Genomic DNA, 18192 nt, shown 5'->3' on the forward strand with positions numbered 1-18192 from the left:
GCACGAACTATCTCTTAGAATCCCATTATTGCCATCCTCGCCACGCCCCGCCATGAGCCCATCCCTGTTCGACACCGCCCCTGATTTCAGCCAGCCCATCGCCGTCCTCAAGCATTGCCACGACCGCATCCGCAAGCAACTGGCCACCCTGCAAAAACTGCAGGCGCACCTGCCGGAACACGGCGCCGACGCCCAGGCCCAGCAGGCAGCCCAGGCCGTGCTGAAGTATTTCAACAATGCGGCCCACCTGCACCACGAAGACGAAGAACACAACTTGCTGCCGATGCTGCAAGCCACGGCGCAAGGCGCCGATGCCGCGCTGTTAAATGACCTGGCGCCACGCATCCTGGCCCAGCACCAGCAAATGGACGCCGACTGGCTGGCCATCAAAGCGCAGCTTGACAACATTGCCACGGGAACGGACAGCGCGTTGTCCGGCGCCCTGGTGCGCCAATTTGCCGAGGCCTACACGGCGCACATGGAAGTCGAAGAACAAAACATTGCGCCGATGGCAAAGCGCCTGTTCAGTGACGAACAAATGCGCAGCCTGGGCGACGCCATGCAGTTGCGGCGCGGCATCGCGCCTGCCGCGCAGGGCGCCACCACCACGGCCGGCGGCGTCGATATCGCCGACTTGCGCCTCGATTACGGCCGCGCCAGCCTCGATGAAAGCGCAGTGCTGGGCCATCCGGTCGACCAGTTCGCCAAGTGGTTCGATGAAGCCATGAAAGCCGAGGTATTCGAAGCCAATACCATGAGCGTGGCCACGGCCGGCAGCGACGGCAAACCCAGTTCGCGCATCGTGCTGATCAAGCAATACGACCACAGCGGCTTCACGTGGTACACCAATTACGACAGCCAGAAAGGCCGCCAACTGGCGGAAAACCCCAACGCGGCGCTGCTGTTTTTCTGGCGTGAACTGGAGCGCCAGGTGCGCATCGAAGGCCGCGTGGAAAAGACCAGCAGCGAGGACAGCGACAAGTACTTTTACAGCCGTCCCGTCAAGAGCCAGCTGGCGGCGGTGGCTTCGCAGCAAAGCGAACCGATTGCCAGCCGTGAGCAGATGGAAACGAATTATGCGGCCGTGGAAGCGGCCAGCGGCGATCATCCGCAGCGTCCGCCACACTGGGGCGGCTACCGCCTGATTCCGGAACGCGTGGAATTCTGGCAAGGCCGCGCGTCACGCTTCCATGACCGCATCGTCTTCACGCGGCAAGCGGATGGCAGCTGGACCAAACAGCGGATCCAGCCTTAACGTCCACCGCCCGCCCCTGCGCCGCGCTATCGGGAGGGGCGCGAACTTTGTTGACAAAAAGAAAATTTCCAATTTATTATCCGTGGCTTTCCCCTTGCCAGAAAAGCCATGACCCCATTTCGCAGGACCGTCCTGCTTGCCGCGCTGGCAGCGGCATGCAACTCCCAGGCGGCGCCAGCCGCCCCCGCCACGCCGCAGACGCCGGCTGACTGGAGCGCATTGGCGCAGCGGGATTTACAAGCCGTCGCCGACGCGATACAGGCCGGCCATTACGGCATCCACGCCGCGCAACTCAATGTGGCCGAGCCGCTGCAGGCCGCGCTGCCGGTGGCGCGGCTGGAAGCCGCCGAGGTCGGCAGCGAAGTGCAGTACAACCGCATGCTGGCCCGCTTTGTCCGCGCGTTCGGCGATCCCCATACCGGCTTGCAACTGACGTTGCCGGTGCGCGCCTGGACCGGCGTGTTGCTGGACCAGGTGCATGGCCGCTACCGCGTCGCCTGGCGCGAGGCGGACTGGCCCGTACCGCTGCCGCCGGTCGGCGCGCAAGTGCAGCAATGCGACGGCGTCTGGATCGGCACCTACCTGCAAAGCCGTGTCGCCCCGTATAGCGCAACGGCCGGGGAATACCCGCATGCGCACAGCGACATGGCGCGCGCCGTCATGCAGGAGCAGGGCTATGGCTGGACGCCCGCCGCCTGCACCTTTGAACTGGCGGACGGCACGCGCCGCAGCTATGCACTGCCGCAACGCCGCATCGGGGACGACGTCGCCGCCGGCCGGCTCGACGCGGCATTGGGCCAGCTGATCGCCAGTGCCACGCCGGTGGCGGTGCGCCGGCTGGACGGCAACCAGTACTGGGTTGGCATGCCCGATTTCAATCCGTCCGATGGCGGCAAAGCCTACCAGGCGGTGTATGCGCAACTGAAAACTCTGAAGCAGCCGCAATGGGTGGTGTTCGACCTGCGCGGCAACGGCGGCGGCGATTCATCCTGGGGCACGCGCGCGCTGGAGGCACTGTACGGCAAGCCGTTCGCCGACCGCCTCGAGCCGCGCGGCGGCTACGCCGTGTACATGGTGGCCAGCCAGAATGTGATCGACTTACAGCGGCGCATGGCCGCCCATCCGAACTTCGCGCAGGCCAGGAATGCGTTGCTGGAAAATGCGGACAAACTCCAGCACGGCCTGGCGCAGGGCCGGAAAATTGTGCTGATATCGGGCGCCGATGGCGAGGCCGAGGCGCGGGAAGCCGGGCAAACCTGGGCGGCGCCGCAAGGACCGCGCGTGGCCGCCGTGATCGACCGGGGCTGCTTCAGCTCCTGCATGAATTTCGTGCAGCAACTGCGCGGCGTGCGCGGCGCCGTCGTCCTGGGCGAGGCGACCCAGGGTTATTCCCCGTATGGCGAAATCAGCCAGTCGGCGCTGCCCAGCGGCCGTGGTTCGTTCCAGCTGCCGACCGCCTTTTTCAAGACAGCGACGGCGACCCGCGAACCGCTGGCGCCGGATGAAACGTATCCGGGCAATATGGCCGACAATGCGGCGCTGATGCGCTGGGTGAACGCCCGGCTGGCGGCGCGCCGCTGATCCGCGCTCGGTGGCGCTCAGTGGCGCTGCGCGCCCCTGGCCGCCAGTTCGCGGTAGACCTCGGCCAACGCACCCGCCAGCGCATCGCCATCGGCGCTGCCCGCCAGCAGCCGCTCCGCCGCGGCAATCGCCTGCTGCGCGCCGAAGTTCACCAGCACGCCTTTTAAACTGTGCACCGCACGGGCCGACCGTGGATGGTCGCCCGCGGCGCGCGCCTCGAGCACTTCGCGCCACAGTTGTGGGCCATCCTGCAGGAACAGCCCGGCCAGTTCATGCAGCAAATCGACGTCGCCGTCCAGCCGCAGCAGCGCGGCGTCCCAGTCCAGCACCGGAGCGGCGGCCTGCGCCACGTACGGCGCCAGCGCCTGCCGCAGGCGCGCCAGGTCGATCGGCTTGGCCAGGTAATCGTCCATGCCCGCTTCCAGGCACTGTTCGCGGTCGCCCGCCATGGCGCGCGCCGTCATGGCAATGATCGGCACGTGGCGCTTGCCGCCCAGTTCCCACTGGCGGATATGGCGCGTGGCCGCCAGGCCGTCCAGCACCGGCATTTGCACATCCATCAGCACCACGTCGTAGTCGGTGCGGGTCGCCTCTTCCAGCGCGGCCACGCCGCTGTCGGCCAGCGTCGGCCGGTGGCCCAGCTTTTCCAGCAGGCGCAGCGCGAGGCGCTGGTTGACCGGGTTGTCTTCGGCCAGCAGCACGCGCAGGCTGCCCTGCGCCGCCGGTATGGCCTCCGCCGCCACCGGCGCCGGGCCGGCGGCCGCATCGGCGGCGCCAGCGCCGGCGGCGCGGTCGGCCGCCTGCGCACTGACCGTGCGCAGCGGCGCCACGGCGGCCAGGCCGGTATGGCGCAACGGCACCGTAAAGGAAAACCGGCTGCCCCGGCCAGGCTCGCTGCTGACGCCGAGTTCCCCCTGCATCAGGATCACCAGGCGGCGGCAGATCGTCAATCCCAGCCCGGTTCCGCCGAACTGGCGCGTGGTGGAGCCGTCCACCTGGGCAAACGGTTCGAAGATCAATTGCTGCTTGGCCAGCGGGATGCCGATGCCGGTATCGCTCACCATAAAGCCAATGCCGCACTGTTCATCGTCATCGTGTTCGAGCGCCAGCGCCACCTCCACATGGCCGCTGGCGGTGAATTTGATGGCATTGCCGATCAGGTTGATCAACACCTGGCGCAGCCGTCCCGGATCGCCGCGCACATTGCGCGGCAGCGACGCCGGCAGCGTGCAGCGCAACTCCAGCCCTTTCTGGCGCGCCCGCAGCGCCATCACGCGCACCGCATCCTCGACCATTTGCCGCAAATCGAACGGCACGTCCTCGATATCGAGCTTGCCCGCCTCCACCTTGGAAAAATCCAGGATGCCGTCGACGATATTCATCAACGCCTCGGCCGACGCCTTCACCAGCGCCAGGTCGGCGCGCTGTTCCGGCGTCAGGCTGGACTCCATCACCAGTTCCGTCATGCCGATGATGCCGTTCATCGGCGTGCGGATTTCATGGCTCATGTTGGCCAGGAATTCGCTCTTCGCGCGGCTTGCCGCCTCCGCCGATTCCACCGCCCGCTGCATGGCGTCGCGCGCGGCGCGCTGTTCGCTGATATCGATGAAATAACCCAGCATGTATTCATTGCCGCCGCTGCTGATGACGCTGCGCGACACCATCACGTCGCGCGGCGGGTCAAAGCCCATCAGGCGCCGTTCGCTGTGCACGTTCTGTCCCTGCCAGGCCAGCGCATCTTCGCGCCGCGTGGCTTCGGCCCAGCGCGGCGAAGCGATATGTTCAATCGTGCGGCCGAGGATTTCCTCGCGGGTGCGCTGGGTGACTTCCTCGAAGCGCTTGTTAAAGCGCAGGTAGTGGCCGGCGCGGTCCTTGAGGAAGATCGGGATCGGCAACTGATCGAGGATCTGTTCCGTCAATTCCTGGTTGTGCAGCACATCGTCTTCGCGGTGCAGCTGCAAGTCTTGCAGCAAGGACGCCAGGCGGCGCGCTTCTTCGCGGCCACTGCGCGTGCCCAGTCCGTGGCGCGCCGCTTCCTGGTGCAGCAGCAGGTTTTCCGCGCGCACCAGCGCCAGCTCCGCTTCCACTTCGCGCAGCCGCGGTTCCAGGCCGGGATCGGCCCGCTCGCCTTCCCGCAACAGCGTCACCAGGCCGTTGGCCAGCGAGGTTTCACCGATCGCCCGCAGCGACGCCAGCCGGTGCGCCATTTCTTCTTCATTGACGGCGCCCAGTGCGCGCCGTATCAGTTTCAGCAGGCGGAAATACTGCATGTCAGGCGCCGCCGGCGGCCTGCCCGCTGTCGGGTTCCGTTGCAGGCCCGGGATCTTCATAGCGGGCGCGCACGGCCTGCACATCGTCCCAGCGCGCCAGCAACGCCGCCACGCATTGCGGATCGAAGTGGCTGCCGCTGTTGTCGAGCAGATACTGGCGCGCCGCGTCCATGCTCCACGCCTGCTTGTAAGGGCGGCGGCTGGTCAGCGCGTCGAACACGTCGGCCACCGCGACGATCCGGCCCGCCAGCGCAATGGCGTCGCCCCGCAATCCGTTGGGATAGCCGGCGCCGTCATAGCGCTCATGGTGTGTCAGGGCGATGGTGGCGGCCAGCTGCAGCATGTGCGCCTGGCTGCTTTTCAGGATGTCGTAGCCGATTTGCGCGTGCTGGCGCATGATGGCCATTTCATCGCCGCTCAAGCGTCCCGGCTTCAGCAGGATCTGGTCGGGGGTGCCGACCTTGCCCACGTCGTGCATCGGCGCCGCATTAAAAATGTCGTCCTGTTCCTGCGGCGGCAACCCCAGTTCATGGGCAATCAGGCGCGAATAATGCGCCATGCGCAAGATATGGGCGCCGGTTTCCGGGTCGCGGTATTCCGAGGCGCGCGCCAGCAGCATGATGGTTTCCTGCTCGCGCGACCGCAATTCCTGCGTGGCCTTGGCCACTTCGTCGGCCAGCCAGCTGGCGCGGTGCTGCAAGCCGACCGTGGCGCGCCGCAATTGCAGCATGTTGCGGGTACGGGCCAGGAATTCGACTTTATCGATCGGCTTGATGAGGAAATCGCTGGCGCCGTTTTCCAGCGCGCGGTGCCGTACTTCGACATCCATGCTGGCCGTCACCATCAGCACCGGCGGGCGTTCGCGCGGGTCGCCCTGCAAGCGGGCGATCAATTCCAGCCCGTCCATGTCCGGCATCATGTAATCGATGATCAGCAAATCCCACGGGTGGCTGTTGCACCAGTCCAGCGCCGGCTGCGCCGCCTGGAACGTGACGGTCTGCACCCCATCGAGCTTGCCGATCAGGCGCGACATCAAGACCAGGTTGATATGGGTATCGTCGACGATTACGACGTTCATGTGCGCTTATCGGTATTTTTATGTGCGTTGCCAGGTGCGTTGTTATGTGCGGCTTTGCACGCGGCTATTTCAGGCGGTTGCTGTGCATCTTGCGGAATTTGACCACTTTCGGTTCCACCACGAAGGCGCAATAGCCCTGCAACGGGTGCTGTGCAAAGTAATTCTGGTGATAGTCTTCGGCCCGGAAATACGGCTGCGGCGCCGCCAGTTCCGTCACGATCGGCGCATCCCACACGGCGGCCATTTCCGCCATCACCTGGCGCGCCGTGGCTTCCTGTTCCGGCGACTGGTAATAAATCACGGAGCGGTACTGGGTGCCGACATCGTTGCCCTGGCGGTTCAGGGTGGTGGGATCGTGGATCGTGAAGAAAATTTCCAAGATATCGCGGTACGTGATGACGGCGGGGTCAAATACCAGTTTCACCACTTCGGCGTGGCCGGTGCCTCCGGTGCACACTTGTTCATACGACGGGTTCGATTGCTGGCCCCCGGTATAGCCGGATTCCACCTGGGTGACACCCCGTACTTCCAGGTAGACCGCTTCGATACACCAAAAGCAGCCGCCCCCAAGAACGGCAGTTTCCGTTGTCATACAGCCCCCTGCGCAGAGATCACTTTCATAAAGGCTACTGTAACGCAAATGGGGCCAGACTGCACTCTTGCGTTCTTTGGCATAATGGCGGAAAGATACAGGCATTCCCTATGAATATAAGCTCCCCCCGCGCCGAATCACGCGAATTCGATTCCCTGCATTTCCGGCAGGCGCTGTCGCAATTCGCCACCGGCGTCACCGTCATCACCACCCGCCTCGAAGACGGCAGTTTTCGCGGCTTGACGGCCAGTTCCTTCAATTCCGTGTCGCTCGACCCGCCGCTGGTGCTGTGGAGCCTGGGCGGCTCCGCCAACAGCCTGCCGATTTTCAGCGGCAATTCCCATTACGTCATCAATGTCTTGAATGCGGAACAGGCGCACCTGGCCAAGCTGTTTTCGCGCCGCTCCGACGATCCGTGGGACGGCGTGGAATTTGAATTGTCGCGCACCGGCATGCCGATCCTGAAAGGCGCGATTGCGTGGTTCGAATGCCACAACCGCAGCCGCTACCCGGAAGGCGACCACGTGATCTTCGTCGGCGAAGTCGAAGACTGCGCATTTGCGCCGCAGTCTCCTCTTATCTTCCATGGCGGGCAGTTCGGCAAGCTGAAGTAGGGTCAAAAACGGAAATTGGTGTCGCCATTTCAAAAGCCGCGCCGGTAACACCGTTCTAGAATGGCGGGATCATCCACCATAACGAGAGACCACTACGATGAGCCAAGCCCGCGCGCAATTCCACTGGGATGATCCCCTGTTGCTGAATAGCCAGCTGAGCGACGACGAGCGCATGGTGCGCGACGCCGCCGCCGCGTATTGCCAGGACAAACTGGCGCCCCGCATCCTGGAAGCCTTCCGCCACGAGCGCATGGACACCAGCATCTTCCGCGAAATGGGCGAACTGGGCCTGCTGGGCCCGACCATCCCGGAACAATACGGCGGCCCCGGCCTGAACTACGTCAGCTACGGCCTGATCGCGCGTGAAGTCGAGCGCGTGGACTCCGGCTACCGCTCGATGATGAGCGTGCAATCGTCGCTGGTGATGGTGCCGATCTATGAATTCGGCAGCGAAGCACAGAAGCAGAAATACCTGCCCAAACTGGCGACCGGCGAATGGATCGGCTGCTTCGGCCTGACCGAACCGAACCACGGTTCCGACCCCGGCTCGATGATCACCCGCGCCCGCAAAGTCGCCGGCGGCTATGAGCTGACCGGCTCGAAAATGTGGATCACCAATTCCCCGGTGGCCGACGTGTTCGTGGTCTGGGCCAAGGACGACGAAGGCGCGATCCGCGGCTTCATCCTGGACAAGGGCATGAAAGGCTTGAGCGCACCGGCGATCCACGGCAAATTCGGCCTGCGCGCGTCGGTGACCGGCGAGATCGTGATGGACAGCGTGTTCTGCCCGGAAGAAAACGCGTTCCCGGACGTACGCGGCCTGAAAGGCCCGTTCACCTGCCTGAACTCGGCCCGCTATGGCATCGCCTGGGGCGCCATTGGCGCCGCCGAAGATTGCTGGCACACCGCACGCCAGTACACCCTGGACCGCCAGCAATTCGGCCGCCCATTGGCCGCGAACCAGCTGGTGCAAAAGAAACTGGCGGACATGCAAACCGAGATCACCCTGGCGCTGCAAGGCTGCCTGCGCCTGGGCCGCATGAAGGATGAAGGCACGGCGGCGGTGGAAATCACGTCGATCATGAAGCGCAATTCCTGCGGCAAATCGCTGGACATCGCCCGCGTGGCCCGCGACATGCTGGGCGGCAACGGTATCTCCGACGAATTCGGCATCGTGCGCCACATGGTGAACCTGGAAGTGGTCAACACCTACGAAGGCACGCACGACATCCACGCCCTGATCCTGGGCCGCGCGATCACCGGTATCCAGGCTTTCCAGTAATCCGGCAAGTCTGAAACAAGAACGCCGCAGGGGTCACCTCCTGCGGCGTTTTTTTTATTCACGGCATACAACGATCTACTCGACATTTCGGGGCCTGGCCCCAAATAAAAAACGCCGCAGCGGAGTGACGCTGCGGCGTTTTGGGGTCCCGTTCCGTTAAACCACGGGGCCGGGGCGGATTACCACTTCCAGTTGAAGTTGTGGCCGACCGAAATTGCGACAGCGGTCGGATCCAGCGCGGCGACCTGGGTCTGGCCGGTCGAATACGTGGCGGTGGTTTTCAGCTTGGTCTTGACCATGTGCACGTCGACGAACCAGTTTTCCTTGAACGAAATCGTGGTGCCGATCTTGGCGCCGACGGCCCACTTGTTTTTCATGGAGAACGTGACCGGCTTGCCGCCCGGATCGAGCACGGCGGTCAACTGGCCGGAACCCGTTTCATTCTGGAAAATGGCATAGGTGATACCCAGGCCGACGTAGGGACGGATCTTGCTGTTCGGCTGGAACAGGTGGTACCGGATGAAGGAGGTCGGCGGCAACACTTCCGACGACCCCATCTTGCCCGTGCCTTCCAGCGCGCCCGCGCCGTACAGCTTGTGCTTGTACGGCACACCCAGGTCCACTTCCACCGAAATGTTATCGGTCAGCATGCGGGCGATGGTGACGACCGGCTGCATGTCCGCACCAATGTCCGCCCTACTGTTCGGCAATGCCGGGGCCGACACCGGCTCGCTCTTCACATCCGGCTCGATCTTGTTCATGCCGACCGCCACCACCCATTGGCCGGCCGACTGCGCCGACGCACCGGACGCCGCGCCCAGCGCCGCCGCCAGCGCCAGCAATTTCACTGCGCAATTGATTTGTTTTTTCATTGTGTCTCCAGTATCCGAGAGTTGCCGCGGCTTACAGCCAGCGCTTCACGACCATTTGTTCCGAAACGAAACGCGCCAGCAGCCAGTAGTTGTACGGCGTCGGCAACGTATCGTCGGCGAACGAGTAGCGGCCCACGTCACCCGGCTTCAGGTTGTTCAGGTTGCAAGTCAGCGAGCTGCCCAGCGGGTTTTTCGCCGGGCTCAGGTCGCATGCGGTGTCCTTGACGTTGGTCAGGCCATATGGCGCAGGATTGGTCGCCTGGTCGCGGGACGACGTGAACACGTCGATCAGCAGCACGGTATCGATGCCGGCCAGACCTTTGGTCAGCTCGTCATTGAAGGCTTTCACCATGGCCAGGATCAATTGCTGGTTGGCCGCCGACTGCGCCAGGCCCGACGGCGTGGTCGACACGTCTGGCAGGTTATTGACGGTCACATATTTTGCGCCATTCGACAGCAGCTGGTTTTTCACGATGGCAACCAGTTCCTTGCCGGCGGTCGCCATGGCCACCACTTGCTCCGCAGCATGCGCGGCAGCGTAGTCGGTACCGGCCTTGGTGCCGGTGGCAGTGGCTTCGGCCTGGGCCTTGGCCACCATCGGGCCATACACGGTTGGCGACGCTGCGGCGGTATTGCCCGCCATGACGGCGGCCGTCACGGCGGCAGCCACGACCGAGGCATCGGTCTTGGTCGGTTTCGCGGATTCCGCCGCCATCGCCAGGCCGATGGCCTGTGCCGCGGTTTGCGGATTGGTGGCGCCGGCAGCCAGTTGGCTGATCAGGCTGTTGGCAAAGGCCGTGGTGCCTGCGGCGGTGCCGGCAGCCGTTGCGGCGGCCGACAGGGCGCCCAGGTTGAACAGCAAGTCATTGCCGCCTGCCATCACGAAGACGATTTCATCGCCCTTGAACTTGCCACCGGCCGCAGCCAGGTGGTTTTTCACTTGCTGCACCACCGGCACCGTCAACAGGCCCACTGGGCTGCCAGTCAATTTGTGGCCAGGGCCAACCGGGCTGGTGACGCGGGCGCCGCCCTGCGCATAGCCGTAGCAGCCGGCTTTCGTCGTGACCGGGACGCTGAAGCCCTTGCTGGCATCGCCGTCGAGGCCGGTCATGGCGGCGCAAGGCGCCGGCAGGCCCAACTGGGCGGCCATGTGTTCGAGCCAGATCTTGCCGGAGAATTCAGGGCCGGTGCCGGTGGCGCCGTTGATGGCGTATTTGCCGCCGCCCAGTGCCTTCACGCCGCCGACCGCGTAGGTGCCGAGATCGGACAGGCTGTCGCCGAAGGAGACTTGCGAACCGAATTTGACCCGGATGGTTTGATCGCCGGCATCGGGTTTGCCGCTGTTGCCGCTGCAACCTGCCAGAACGGCCGCCATGGCCATGACTGCGAGCGCAATTTTCGTTTGTCGCATTGTGTCTCCTTAGAAATTTATTCTACTAATCGAACGTACGTGCTATTAGGCAATCCGCGTAATATGCCAGCCGGACACATCCTTGTATAGGGCAATTTTGTAAATTACTCAACTAACTGAGGGCGTATTCTAACGGGCAGTTAACGTGCGCGGAAGAAGTCCCGTGCGGCGCGCAGGCAAAAAGGCGCAACCAGTCCCGCGTGGTACGCGTCCCTGACCGCGGCATCACCGGAGCCGCCGCTGACAGCGGCATTGATCTTGACCGCACTCTTCGCGGCCAGGAACCCCAGCTTGGCTTGGGCATAGTCATCGCCCAGGCCCGGCGTACTGTCGACATTCACCACATGCAGCGGGGCGCCGGTCTTCTGTGCGCGGTAAAAATCAGCGGCTGCCGTGGTGTTGTAAAACGGCACAATCGGATCGCTGTCGCCGCCACACAGCAACAGCGGCGCCGACGGTCCATAGTTGCGCAAATCATTGCGCAACAGCCATTTGCGCAGCGGTTGCACCGGCGCGCACGCCAGTGGCTTTTCCGCCGTGGCGTTACACGGATTGTTGCGCATGTCGGCAGTCACGCTGTCGCGGTACGCGGTGCGCACCAGGTTGTTATCGCCAAAGAAAGCCTCATGGCCGCTGGTCTGCGGCACGGAATTGCCGGCAAACAGCGCCTTTTCCGGCAAACGGCCGCTACCAGCCAGGTCGCCCAGGGTTTGCGTGCCCGGCAACAGGGTTTCAATGCCGGCGGCATAGCGGCTTTCATACATGTCCGGGGCATTCGCATAGGCGCCCTCGCCGGCGCGCTGCGCGGCGGTCGTCAGCATCGGCAGGAACGCGGTGGCGCCGGTGGTCGGCGCGCCGCCAAAGATCGCCTCGCCAAACTTCAGCAAGGCGTAGGGACCGGACAAGCCGGCCGCCCCCGCCACGGAAAATTCCGTCGGATAGCGCAATTGCATGGCGCGCTGCGTGGCGACCGCCACGTGGCCGCCCTGCGAATACCCCGTCACAAACAGTTTGGAGGCGCCCAGCACTTGCGGGAACGCCTTGCGGGCCGCGCGCAGTCCATCGATCATGTCGGCGGCCTGCTGCTCGGCGTCGAGGTAAGCGTGGTAAGGCAGCGACGACCCGGCATAACCCGCATAGTTGGGCGCCACCACGATAAAGCCCTGGGCCGCAAAGATGCCCGCCACCAGGCGCGCTTCGGTGCCGGCCAAGTTGGTCATGTCATACGATTTCAGCGGCGAGGTGCCGTGCGCGTACAGCAGCACCGGACGGGCGCCCGTGCACGCCGGGTCCGTACCGGACGGCAGGTAGACCGCCGCCGACGCTTCCGTCGCTTCAAACCCGGACCCCACGGTGTTGTAGCGCACGGTCTGCACCGAAACCGCGCACACCGGTGTGCTGGTAATGCCGCTGGCGCCATATTGGGCGCCGTCCAGCATTTGCTTGAATTGCTGCGGTTCGAGCGTGTTGACGGCGACGCCGTTGACCATGACGGGGACCATGGACGGGCCGCCGACCAGCGTGCCGCGCTGCGGCGCCGGCGGTTGCGGCAAAACCACCACGCCGCCGCTGCTGGGGATACCGTTGCTGCCGCCGCTGCCGCCGCCGCAGGCGGTCAGCGCCACAGCGGCTAGCAACGTGAATGTGTGACGCATGTACTGCTCCCGATTAAACAATCGGGTCAGAATAGCAGACTGATGTGATCTAAGGACTTGCGGAATTGAAAAAGTCGCGCGCCGCCATCAGGCAAAAGCTGGCAGCGAGCCGACTGTGGTAACGGTCAGACACTGCCTTGTTAGGATCATTACCCTTTTTGGCAGCATCCTGCACCAGGTTGTGCAATTCACGCGCAAAACCCTGTTTTTGCGCCAGGTAGGCATCCTGTGCCTGGATGGTTTCCAGGTCGACCAGCACGGTGGCGGCGCCATGCGCGTTGTAGTACGCGCTGGCGCTTTCCGCATTGGCAAACGGCACCACGGGATCGCGCGCACCGCCGCACAACAGCAGTGGCGCTTGTGGCACAAAGCTGCGCAGGTCGTTTTTCACCATCCATTTGCGCAAGCCGTGTTCCGGGGCGCAGGCCAGCGGTTCGGCCAGGTCGCCGCGGCACGGATGCGCCGCCATGTCTTGCAGGTAGGCGTTGCGGTAGCTGGTGCGGACCAGGTTGCGGTCGGCAAAGAACGCGGACGCATCGACCGCCTGGGGTTGGGAATCGCGGGCAAACAGCGCGCCTTTCGGTAGCTTGCCCTTGCTAACCAAGTCATCGAGTTTCACCTTGGTCGGCAGCAGCGCTTCAATGCCTTCGGCATAACGGGCTTCATACAGATCTTCCGGCGCAGCATACAGCGCCGCCCCAGCGCGCTGGCCGGACGTGGTCAGCAGCGGCAGGTAAGCCGTGATGCCCGTGCTGGGACGCCCGCTGAAGATATCGTCGGCCATCTGCGTCAATGCGTACGGGCCGGACAGGCCGGCCGCCGCCGTCACCTTGAATTCTTCCGCGTGATGCTGCTGGATCGCGCGCTGCGTGGCCAGCGCCACAAAGCCGCCCTGCGAATAGCCCGTCAAGAACAGCCGCTGCGAGGGCTGCAATCCCAGCGCGCCATAGGCGGCGCGGGCCGCGCGCAGGGCATCGATCATGTCGGCGGCCTGCTGTTCCGCGTTCAGGTAGGGGTGGTAGGGCAGCGACGACACGCCATAGCCCGCGTAATCCGGCGCCACCACGATATAGCCCTGCGCCACGAACATGGCGGCCACCAGCCGCGCTTCGCCATTGAGCCGCGCCATGCTGAAGGTCTTATCGAGCACGGTGCCGTGCGCATACAACAGGACAGGACGGGGGCCGCTGCAGGCCGGGTCTTTGCCGGACGGCGCCATGATGACCGCGCCCGCATCCGTCGGCTCGCCCTGCCCGCCCACGGTCTGGTAGCGCAGGCTGTGGATGGCAATTGCGCAACGCGGTTCGCCGGTGATGTTCAGCAAGCCGTCACGCCGCTTCAACAGCGTGCGCAACAACGGCGGTTCCAGCTTGTCGATGGTGTCGGTGACGACGTCGATCGGCACCAGCGTGGGCCCCGACAGCAGGGTGCCCCGCGCTGGCGCTTGGCGCGCCAGCTGGACCGCGACCGTCCCTGCCACCGTGGCGCTGCCGCCGGCCATGGCGGGGGCATAGGCAGGCGCGGTGCTGACGGCAACGGCGGCATGAGACGGATCGGAAGGGTCGGACGGGCGCTCGGCGGCGCCAGCGGGAGCCATTGCCGAAGTGACAGCAATGACAAGGACAAATGCATACAAGCGCAAGACCATGGCTGGCCTCCTATTCTTGTTATGCGCGCCGGTTTTGAACCGGCGTGGCACTGTTCATCAGTACCACTCAACAATACCAGAATAGCAGATGCGTGCGAGGACACGCTGTGTGCGTGTGCGCACACAGCCATGTGTTTACGGCGACGGTTGCAACAGCCGGTCGACGATGCCGGCCGCGCCAAACGCGGCGCGGCGCAAGCGGTCATTCACGCCCAGCCAGGCATCGGTGTGCGGCGGCGCTTCCACCAGGATCAGTGGCGCATCGCTTTGGTCCATCGCGCGCAATGCCGCATACAGGCCAAAGGCATAGCCTGGCGCGTCGGACGGCATGTGCTGGTGCGCGCTGAACGCGCCGGCAGGCAGGCCCCCGTTGTCGCAATAATGGATGACGGCAGCCTGGTGGCCCTTGGCCGCCAGTTGCGCCAGCACCTCGGACAAGCGCGCGGCGTCCACCAGCGCCACCGGCGCTTTCGGCGCGTAATGCGATTCCAGCGTGCCGGAGGCGCGCGGTGCGCCCTGGTCCGGCAAGTTCGGCATCACGCCGATCACATCGCAGATATCCTGCGCGCCGATATGGCCGGGACGCAGCAGCACGGGGCCGTGGGTAGCGAGGCGGGACAGGTCGAGGATGGTCGATTCAATGCCCACCTGGCTGGAACCGCCATCGAGCACGGCCACGCGCAGGCTGCGCGCGGTATCGAACACGCGGGCGTCGGGGTTTTCCATGCGCTTGGTGATCATGGCCGCCACCGCGTGCGCCGCGGTTTCCGCCATGCCGGCAGCATCGAGCACATCGGCGCCGAATTCATCGCGCACGTGCTGCGCGGTGGTCGGGCTGACATTGCCGAACTTGTTGGCCGACGGCGCCGCCACGCCCCCTTTGCCGCCTTTGAACGCCGACAACAGGGCAATCGCCACCGGGTGCGACGGGCAGCGCAAACCCACCGTATCCTGGCCGCCGGAGACGGCGTCAGGAATTTGCGGATGGCGTTTCAGGATCAAGGTCAGCGGGCCGGGCCAGAAGGCGTCGACCAGCTGGCGCGCCGCCGGCGGGATGTCCGTGACCCAGTAATCGAGGTCGGCGCCGGGCGCCACGTGCACGATCACAGGATGGTCATTGGGACGGCCCTTGGCGGCATAAATCCGCGCCACGGCGGCGGGATTTTCCGCATCCGCGCCGAGGCCGTACACCGTCTCGGTGGGAAACGCCACCAGGCCGCCGGATTCAAGAATCGCGGATGCCTGGCCCAGGACCTTTTGGTCGATATTGCTCATGCTCACTACACCGCTCACGCAGGAATACCCAGGATAGCGCACGCGGCGTGCAACTGGCGCTGCGCATCGTCCAGCGTGGCGCTAATAAACGTGATGTGGCCCATCTTGCGGCCACGGCGCGGATCATCCTTGCCATACAGGTGCAAACACGCGCCCGGCAAGCCCAGCATCTGGTCCCAGGCCGGCGTGCGCGGGGTATCGCTGCCATCTTCGAACCAGACGTCGCCGAGGATGTTGAGCATCACGGCCGGCGAATGCTGGCGCACGTCGCCCAGCGGCAGGCGCGCCATGGCGCGCACTTGCTGTGCAAACTGGCTGGTGGCGCAGGCATCGATGGTGTAATGGCCGCTGTTGTGCGGACGCGGCGCCATTTCATTGACGACCAGGGTGCCGTCGGTCAGGACGAAGAACTCGATGCACAGCACGCCGACATAACCGAGTTCGGCCACGATGGCGGTGGCCGCCGCCTGCGCCGCCTGCGCGCACGCGGCCGAGATATTCGGGCCCGGCACGGTGGTGGTAAACAGGATGCCGTCGCGGTGCACGTTTTCCGCGATCGGATACACCACCGACGCGCCATCCGCGCCCCGTGCCGTCAGCACCGACACTTCATAGGCCAGCGGCAGCATTTTCTCCAGCAGGCAGGTGACCTTGCCCATGGCTTCAAAGGCGTTGCGCACGTCGTCGCGCGACTTCACGCGCACTTGCCCCTTGCCGTCGTAACCCATGCGCACGGTTTTCAAAATACCGGGCAACAAGTCATCGGTGATCGCATCGATGTCGTCCTGGGATGCGATGACCTTGTGCGGCGCCGGCAAAACACCGGACTTCGGCGCGCAACCGACAAAGAAGCGTTTTTCCGCAATCCGGTCTTGCGCAACCGAGACGCCATGGGCGTTCGGCGCGACAAACACGGTTTGCGCCAGGCGCGACAGCGAGTCGGCCGGCACGTTTTCAAACTCGGTCGTGACCGCCACGCACTGCTTCGCCAATTCGTCGAGACCGTTGGCGTCGCTGTAACCGGCATTGACCAGGCGCTGCGCGACTTGTCCGGCCGGACAATCGGCGGCGGGTTCCAGCACGGCCACCTGGTAACCCATGCTTTGCGCGGCCTGCGCAAACATGCGGCCCAGTTGGCCGCCGCCCATCACACCCAGCCAGCTCGGCGGGTTATGTGCATTATCGGCGCTGTTACTCATTCATTCACCGGCAACGTCATCGCTTGCGCCGCCGCCGTTTGCGTGGCGCGGAATTCCAGCAGCTTGGCCGCCAGCGCATCGTCGGTGGTGGCGATAATGGCCACGGCCGTCAGCGCCGCATTGGCGGCGCCCGCTTCGCCGATGGCGAAGGTCGATACGGGCACGCCTTTCGGCATTTGCACGATCGACAGCAGCGAATCTTCGCCGCGCAGGTATTTCGACGGCACCGGCACACCCAGCACCGGCACGATGGTCATGGCCGCCACCATGCCTGGCAAGTGGGCGGCGCCGCCGGCGCCGGCGATGATGGCGCGCAGGCCGCGCTCGCGGGCGCTTTTCGCGTACGCATACATTTCATCGGGCATGCGGTGGGCCGAGATCACTTGCGCTTCAAACGGCACGCCGAACTGCTTGAGGATGTTGGTAGCGTTTTGCATCACGTCCCAGTCCGAGGACGAACCCATGATGACGCCGACCAGTGGTTTGTTCACGTCAGTCATCGCTTACACCTTCAGCTTTTCGCCGGTCAGGCGTTCGATGGCTTCGAAATACTTGGCCTGGGTCTTGTTGATGACGTCCGCTGGCAGCGCCGGCGCGGGAGCGGTCTTGCCCCAGTCGGTCAGGGTTTCCAGGTAATCGCGCACGAATTGCTTGTCGAACGATGGCGGCGACATGCCTGGCGCGTACGAATCGGCTGGCCAGAAGCGCGACGAGTCGGCCGTCAGCACTTCATCCATCAGGTGCATCACGCCATTGTCATCGAGGCCGAATTCAAACTTGGTGTCGGCGATGATGATGCCCTTGGTGGCGGCGTATTCCGATGCGGCCTTGTACAGGGCGATCGAGACGTCGCGCATTTTCGCGGCGAGTTCCGCGCCGATGCGGCTTTCCATTTCAGCAAAGCTGATGTTTTCATCATGCTCGCCCAGATCGGCCTTGGCGGCCGGGGTGAACAGGGGCTCAGGCAGCTTCTCGGCCTGTTGCAAGCCTTCCAGTAGCTGGATGCCGCAGACGGAACCCGTTGCCTGGTAATCTTTCCAGCCCGAACCGATGATGTAGCCGCGCACCACGGCTTCCACCATGATCGGCTTCAAACGCTTGGCCACCACTGCACGGCCTTTGACCTGCTCCACTTCATCGGCCGCAACAACCGACTCTGGCGCCACGCCGGTCAGGTGGTTCGGCACGATATGGCCCAGTTTCTCGAACCAGAAATCGCTCATCTGGTTCAGCACCATGCCTTTGCCGGGAATCGGTTCGTTCATGACGACATCGAAGGCGGACAGGCGGTCGGTGGTGACGATCAGGATCTTGTCGTCGCCTACGGCGTAGTTGTCACGGACTTTGCCGTGACCCAGCAATGGCAGGGACTTGATGGAGGATTGGTAGAGGCTGTTCATAGCGGAGGGGATTTGTAGATATGCAAAACCGGCGGCCCTGAAAAGAGCCGCCGGCTGGAA

15 protein-coding genes are annotated in these 18192 nt (G+C 64.3%); 4 read left to right on the forward strand and 11 right to left on the reverse strand.

Features of this window, described 5'->3' with window-relative positions:
• The first annotated feature begins 52 nt into the window (after positions 1–52).
• The gene (gene pdxH / locus AC1RRC_RS14650) at positions 53–1255 is read left to right on the forward strand and encodes a pyridoxamine 5'-phosphate oxidase (protein ID WP_493056219.1); all 1203 of its coding nucleotides are present in this window, start codon (positions 53–55) and stop codon (positions 1253–1255) included.
• Between the two features lie 108 nt (positions 1256–1363).
• Complete coding sequence (locus AC1RRC_RS14655; RefSeq protein WP_493056220.1) at positions 1364–2836, forward strand: S41 family peptidase; 1473 nt, start codon at positions 1364–1366, stop codon at positions 2834–2836.
• 17 nt (positions 2837–2853) lie between these two features.
• On the opposite strand, the gene AC1RRC_RS14660 is transcribed toward AC1RRC_RS14655, so the two are convergent.
• The 3 genes from AC1RRC_RS14660 to msrA form a co-directional block, all read right to left on the reverse strand.
• The gene (locus tag AC1RRC_RS14660) at positions 2854–5106 is read right to left on the reverse strand and encodes an ATP-binding protein (RefSeq protein WP_493056221.1); all 2253 of its coding nucleotides are present in this window, start codon (positions 5104–5106) and stop codon (positions 2854–2856) included.
• 1 nt (position 5107) lies between these two features.
• The gene (locus AC1RRC_RS14665) at positions 5108–6184 is read right to left on the reverse strand and encodes an HD domain-containing phosphohydrolase (protein ID WP_493056222.1); all 1077 of its coding nucleotides are present in this window, start codon (positions 6182–6184) and stop codon (positions 5108–5110) included.
• A 64-nt stretch (positions 6185–6248) separates the two neighbouring features.
• Entirely contained in the window at positions 6249–6776 is a 528-nt protein-coding gene (gene msrA, locus AC1RRC_RS14670; protein ID WP_493056223.1) for a peptide-methionine (S)-S-oxide reductase MsrA, read from the reverse strand.
• A 110-nt stretch (positions 6777–6886) separates the two neighbouring features.
• On the opposite strand from msrA, the gene AC1RRC_RS14675 reads away from it, so the two are divergent.
• Positions 6887–7390: a flavin reductase family protein gene (locus AC1RRC_RS14675; protein WP_493056224.1), complete on the forward strand. Its 504-nt coding sequence runs from the start codon at positions 6887–6889 to the stop codon at positions 7388–7390.
• A 97-nt stretch (positions 7391–7487) separates the two neighbouring features.
• The gene (locus AC1RRC_RS14680; RefSeq protein ID WP_493056225.1) at positions 7488–8672 is read left to right on the forward strand and encodes an acyl-CoA dehydrogenase; all 1185 of its coding nucleotides are present in this window, start codon (positions 7488–7490) and stop codon (positions 8670–8672) included.
• A gap of 179 nt (positions 8673–8851) precedes the next feature.
• Here the strand turns inward: AC1RRC_RS14680 and AC1RRC_RS14685 are convergent, their stop codons facing one another.
• The 8 genes from AC1RRC_RS14685 to AC1RRC_RS14720 form a co-directional block, all read right to left on the reverse strand.
• Positions 8852–9544, reverse strand: coding sequence for an OmpW/AlkL family protein (locus AC1RRC_RS14685; RefSeq protein ID WP_493056226.1), 693 nt, complete (start codon positions 9542–9544; stop codon positions 8852–8854).
• Between the two features lie 31 nt (positions 9545–9575).
• Positions 9576–10955, reverse strand: a complete 1380-nt coding sequence (locus tag AC1RRC_RS14690) for an SGNH/GDSL hydrolase family protein (protein ID WP_493056227.1) — start codon at positions 10953–10955, stop codon at positions 9576–9578.
• A 140-nt stretch (positions 10956–11095) separates the two neighbouring features.
• Positions 11096–12610 carry an alpha/beta hydrolase family protein gene (locus tag AC1RRC_RS14695; RefSeq protein WP_493056228.1) on the reverse strand — a complete coding sequence of 505 codons (1515 nt, stop codon included), beginning with the start codon at positions 12608–12610 and terminating at the stop codon, positions 11096–11098.
• A gap of 49 nt (positions 12611–12659) precedes the next feature.
• On the reverse strand, positions 12660–14258 hold the full coding sequence (locus AC1RRC_RS14700) for an alpha/beta hydrolase family protein (protein ID WP_493056229.1): 1599 nt from the start codon (positions 14256–14258) through the stop codon (positions 12660–12662).
• Positions 14259–14393: 135 nt separating this feature from the next.
• Positions 14394–15533 (reverse strand): L-threonylcarbamoyladenylate synthase, encoded by a 1140-nt coding sequence (locus AC1RRC_RS14705; RefSeq protein WP_493056230.1) that lies wholly within the window; start codon positions 15531–15533, stop codon positions 14394–14396.
• 14 nt (positions 15534–15547) lie between these two features.
• Positions 15548–16732, reverse strand: a complete 1185-nt coding sequence (locus AC1RRC_RS14710) for a 5-(carboxyamino)imidazole ribonucleotide synthase (RefSeq protein WP_493056231.1) — start codon at positions 16730–16732, stop codon at positions 15548–15550.
• Complete coding sequence (gene purE / locus AC1RRC_RS14715; RefSeq protein ID WP_493056232.1) at positions 16729–17232, reverse strand: 5-(carboxyamino)imidazole ribonucleotide mutase; 504 nt, start codon at positions 17230–17232, stop codon at positions 16729–16731. The genes AC1RRC_RS14710 and purE overlap by 4 nt, the downstream gene beginning before the upstream one ends.
• Positions 17233–17235: 3 nt before the next feature.
• Complete coding sequence (locus AC1RRC_RS14720; protein ID WP_493056233.1) at positions 17236–18132, reverse strand: phosphoribosylaminoimidazolesuccinocarboxamide synthase; 897 nt, start codon at positions 18130–18132, stop codon at positions 17236–17238.
• Positions 18133–18192 lie beyond the last annotated feature (60 nt).

It is taken from the genome of Pseudoduganella sp. GW821-FHT12E03 (assembly GCF_058807115.1).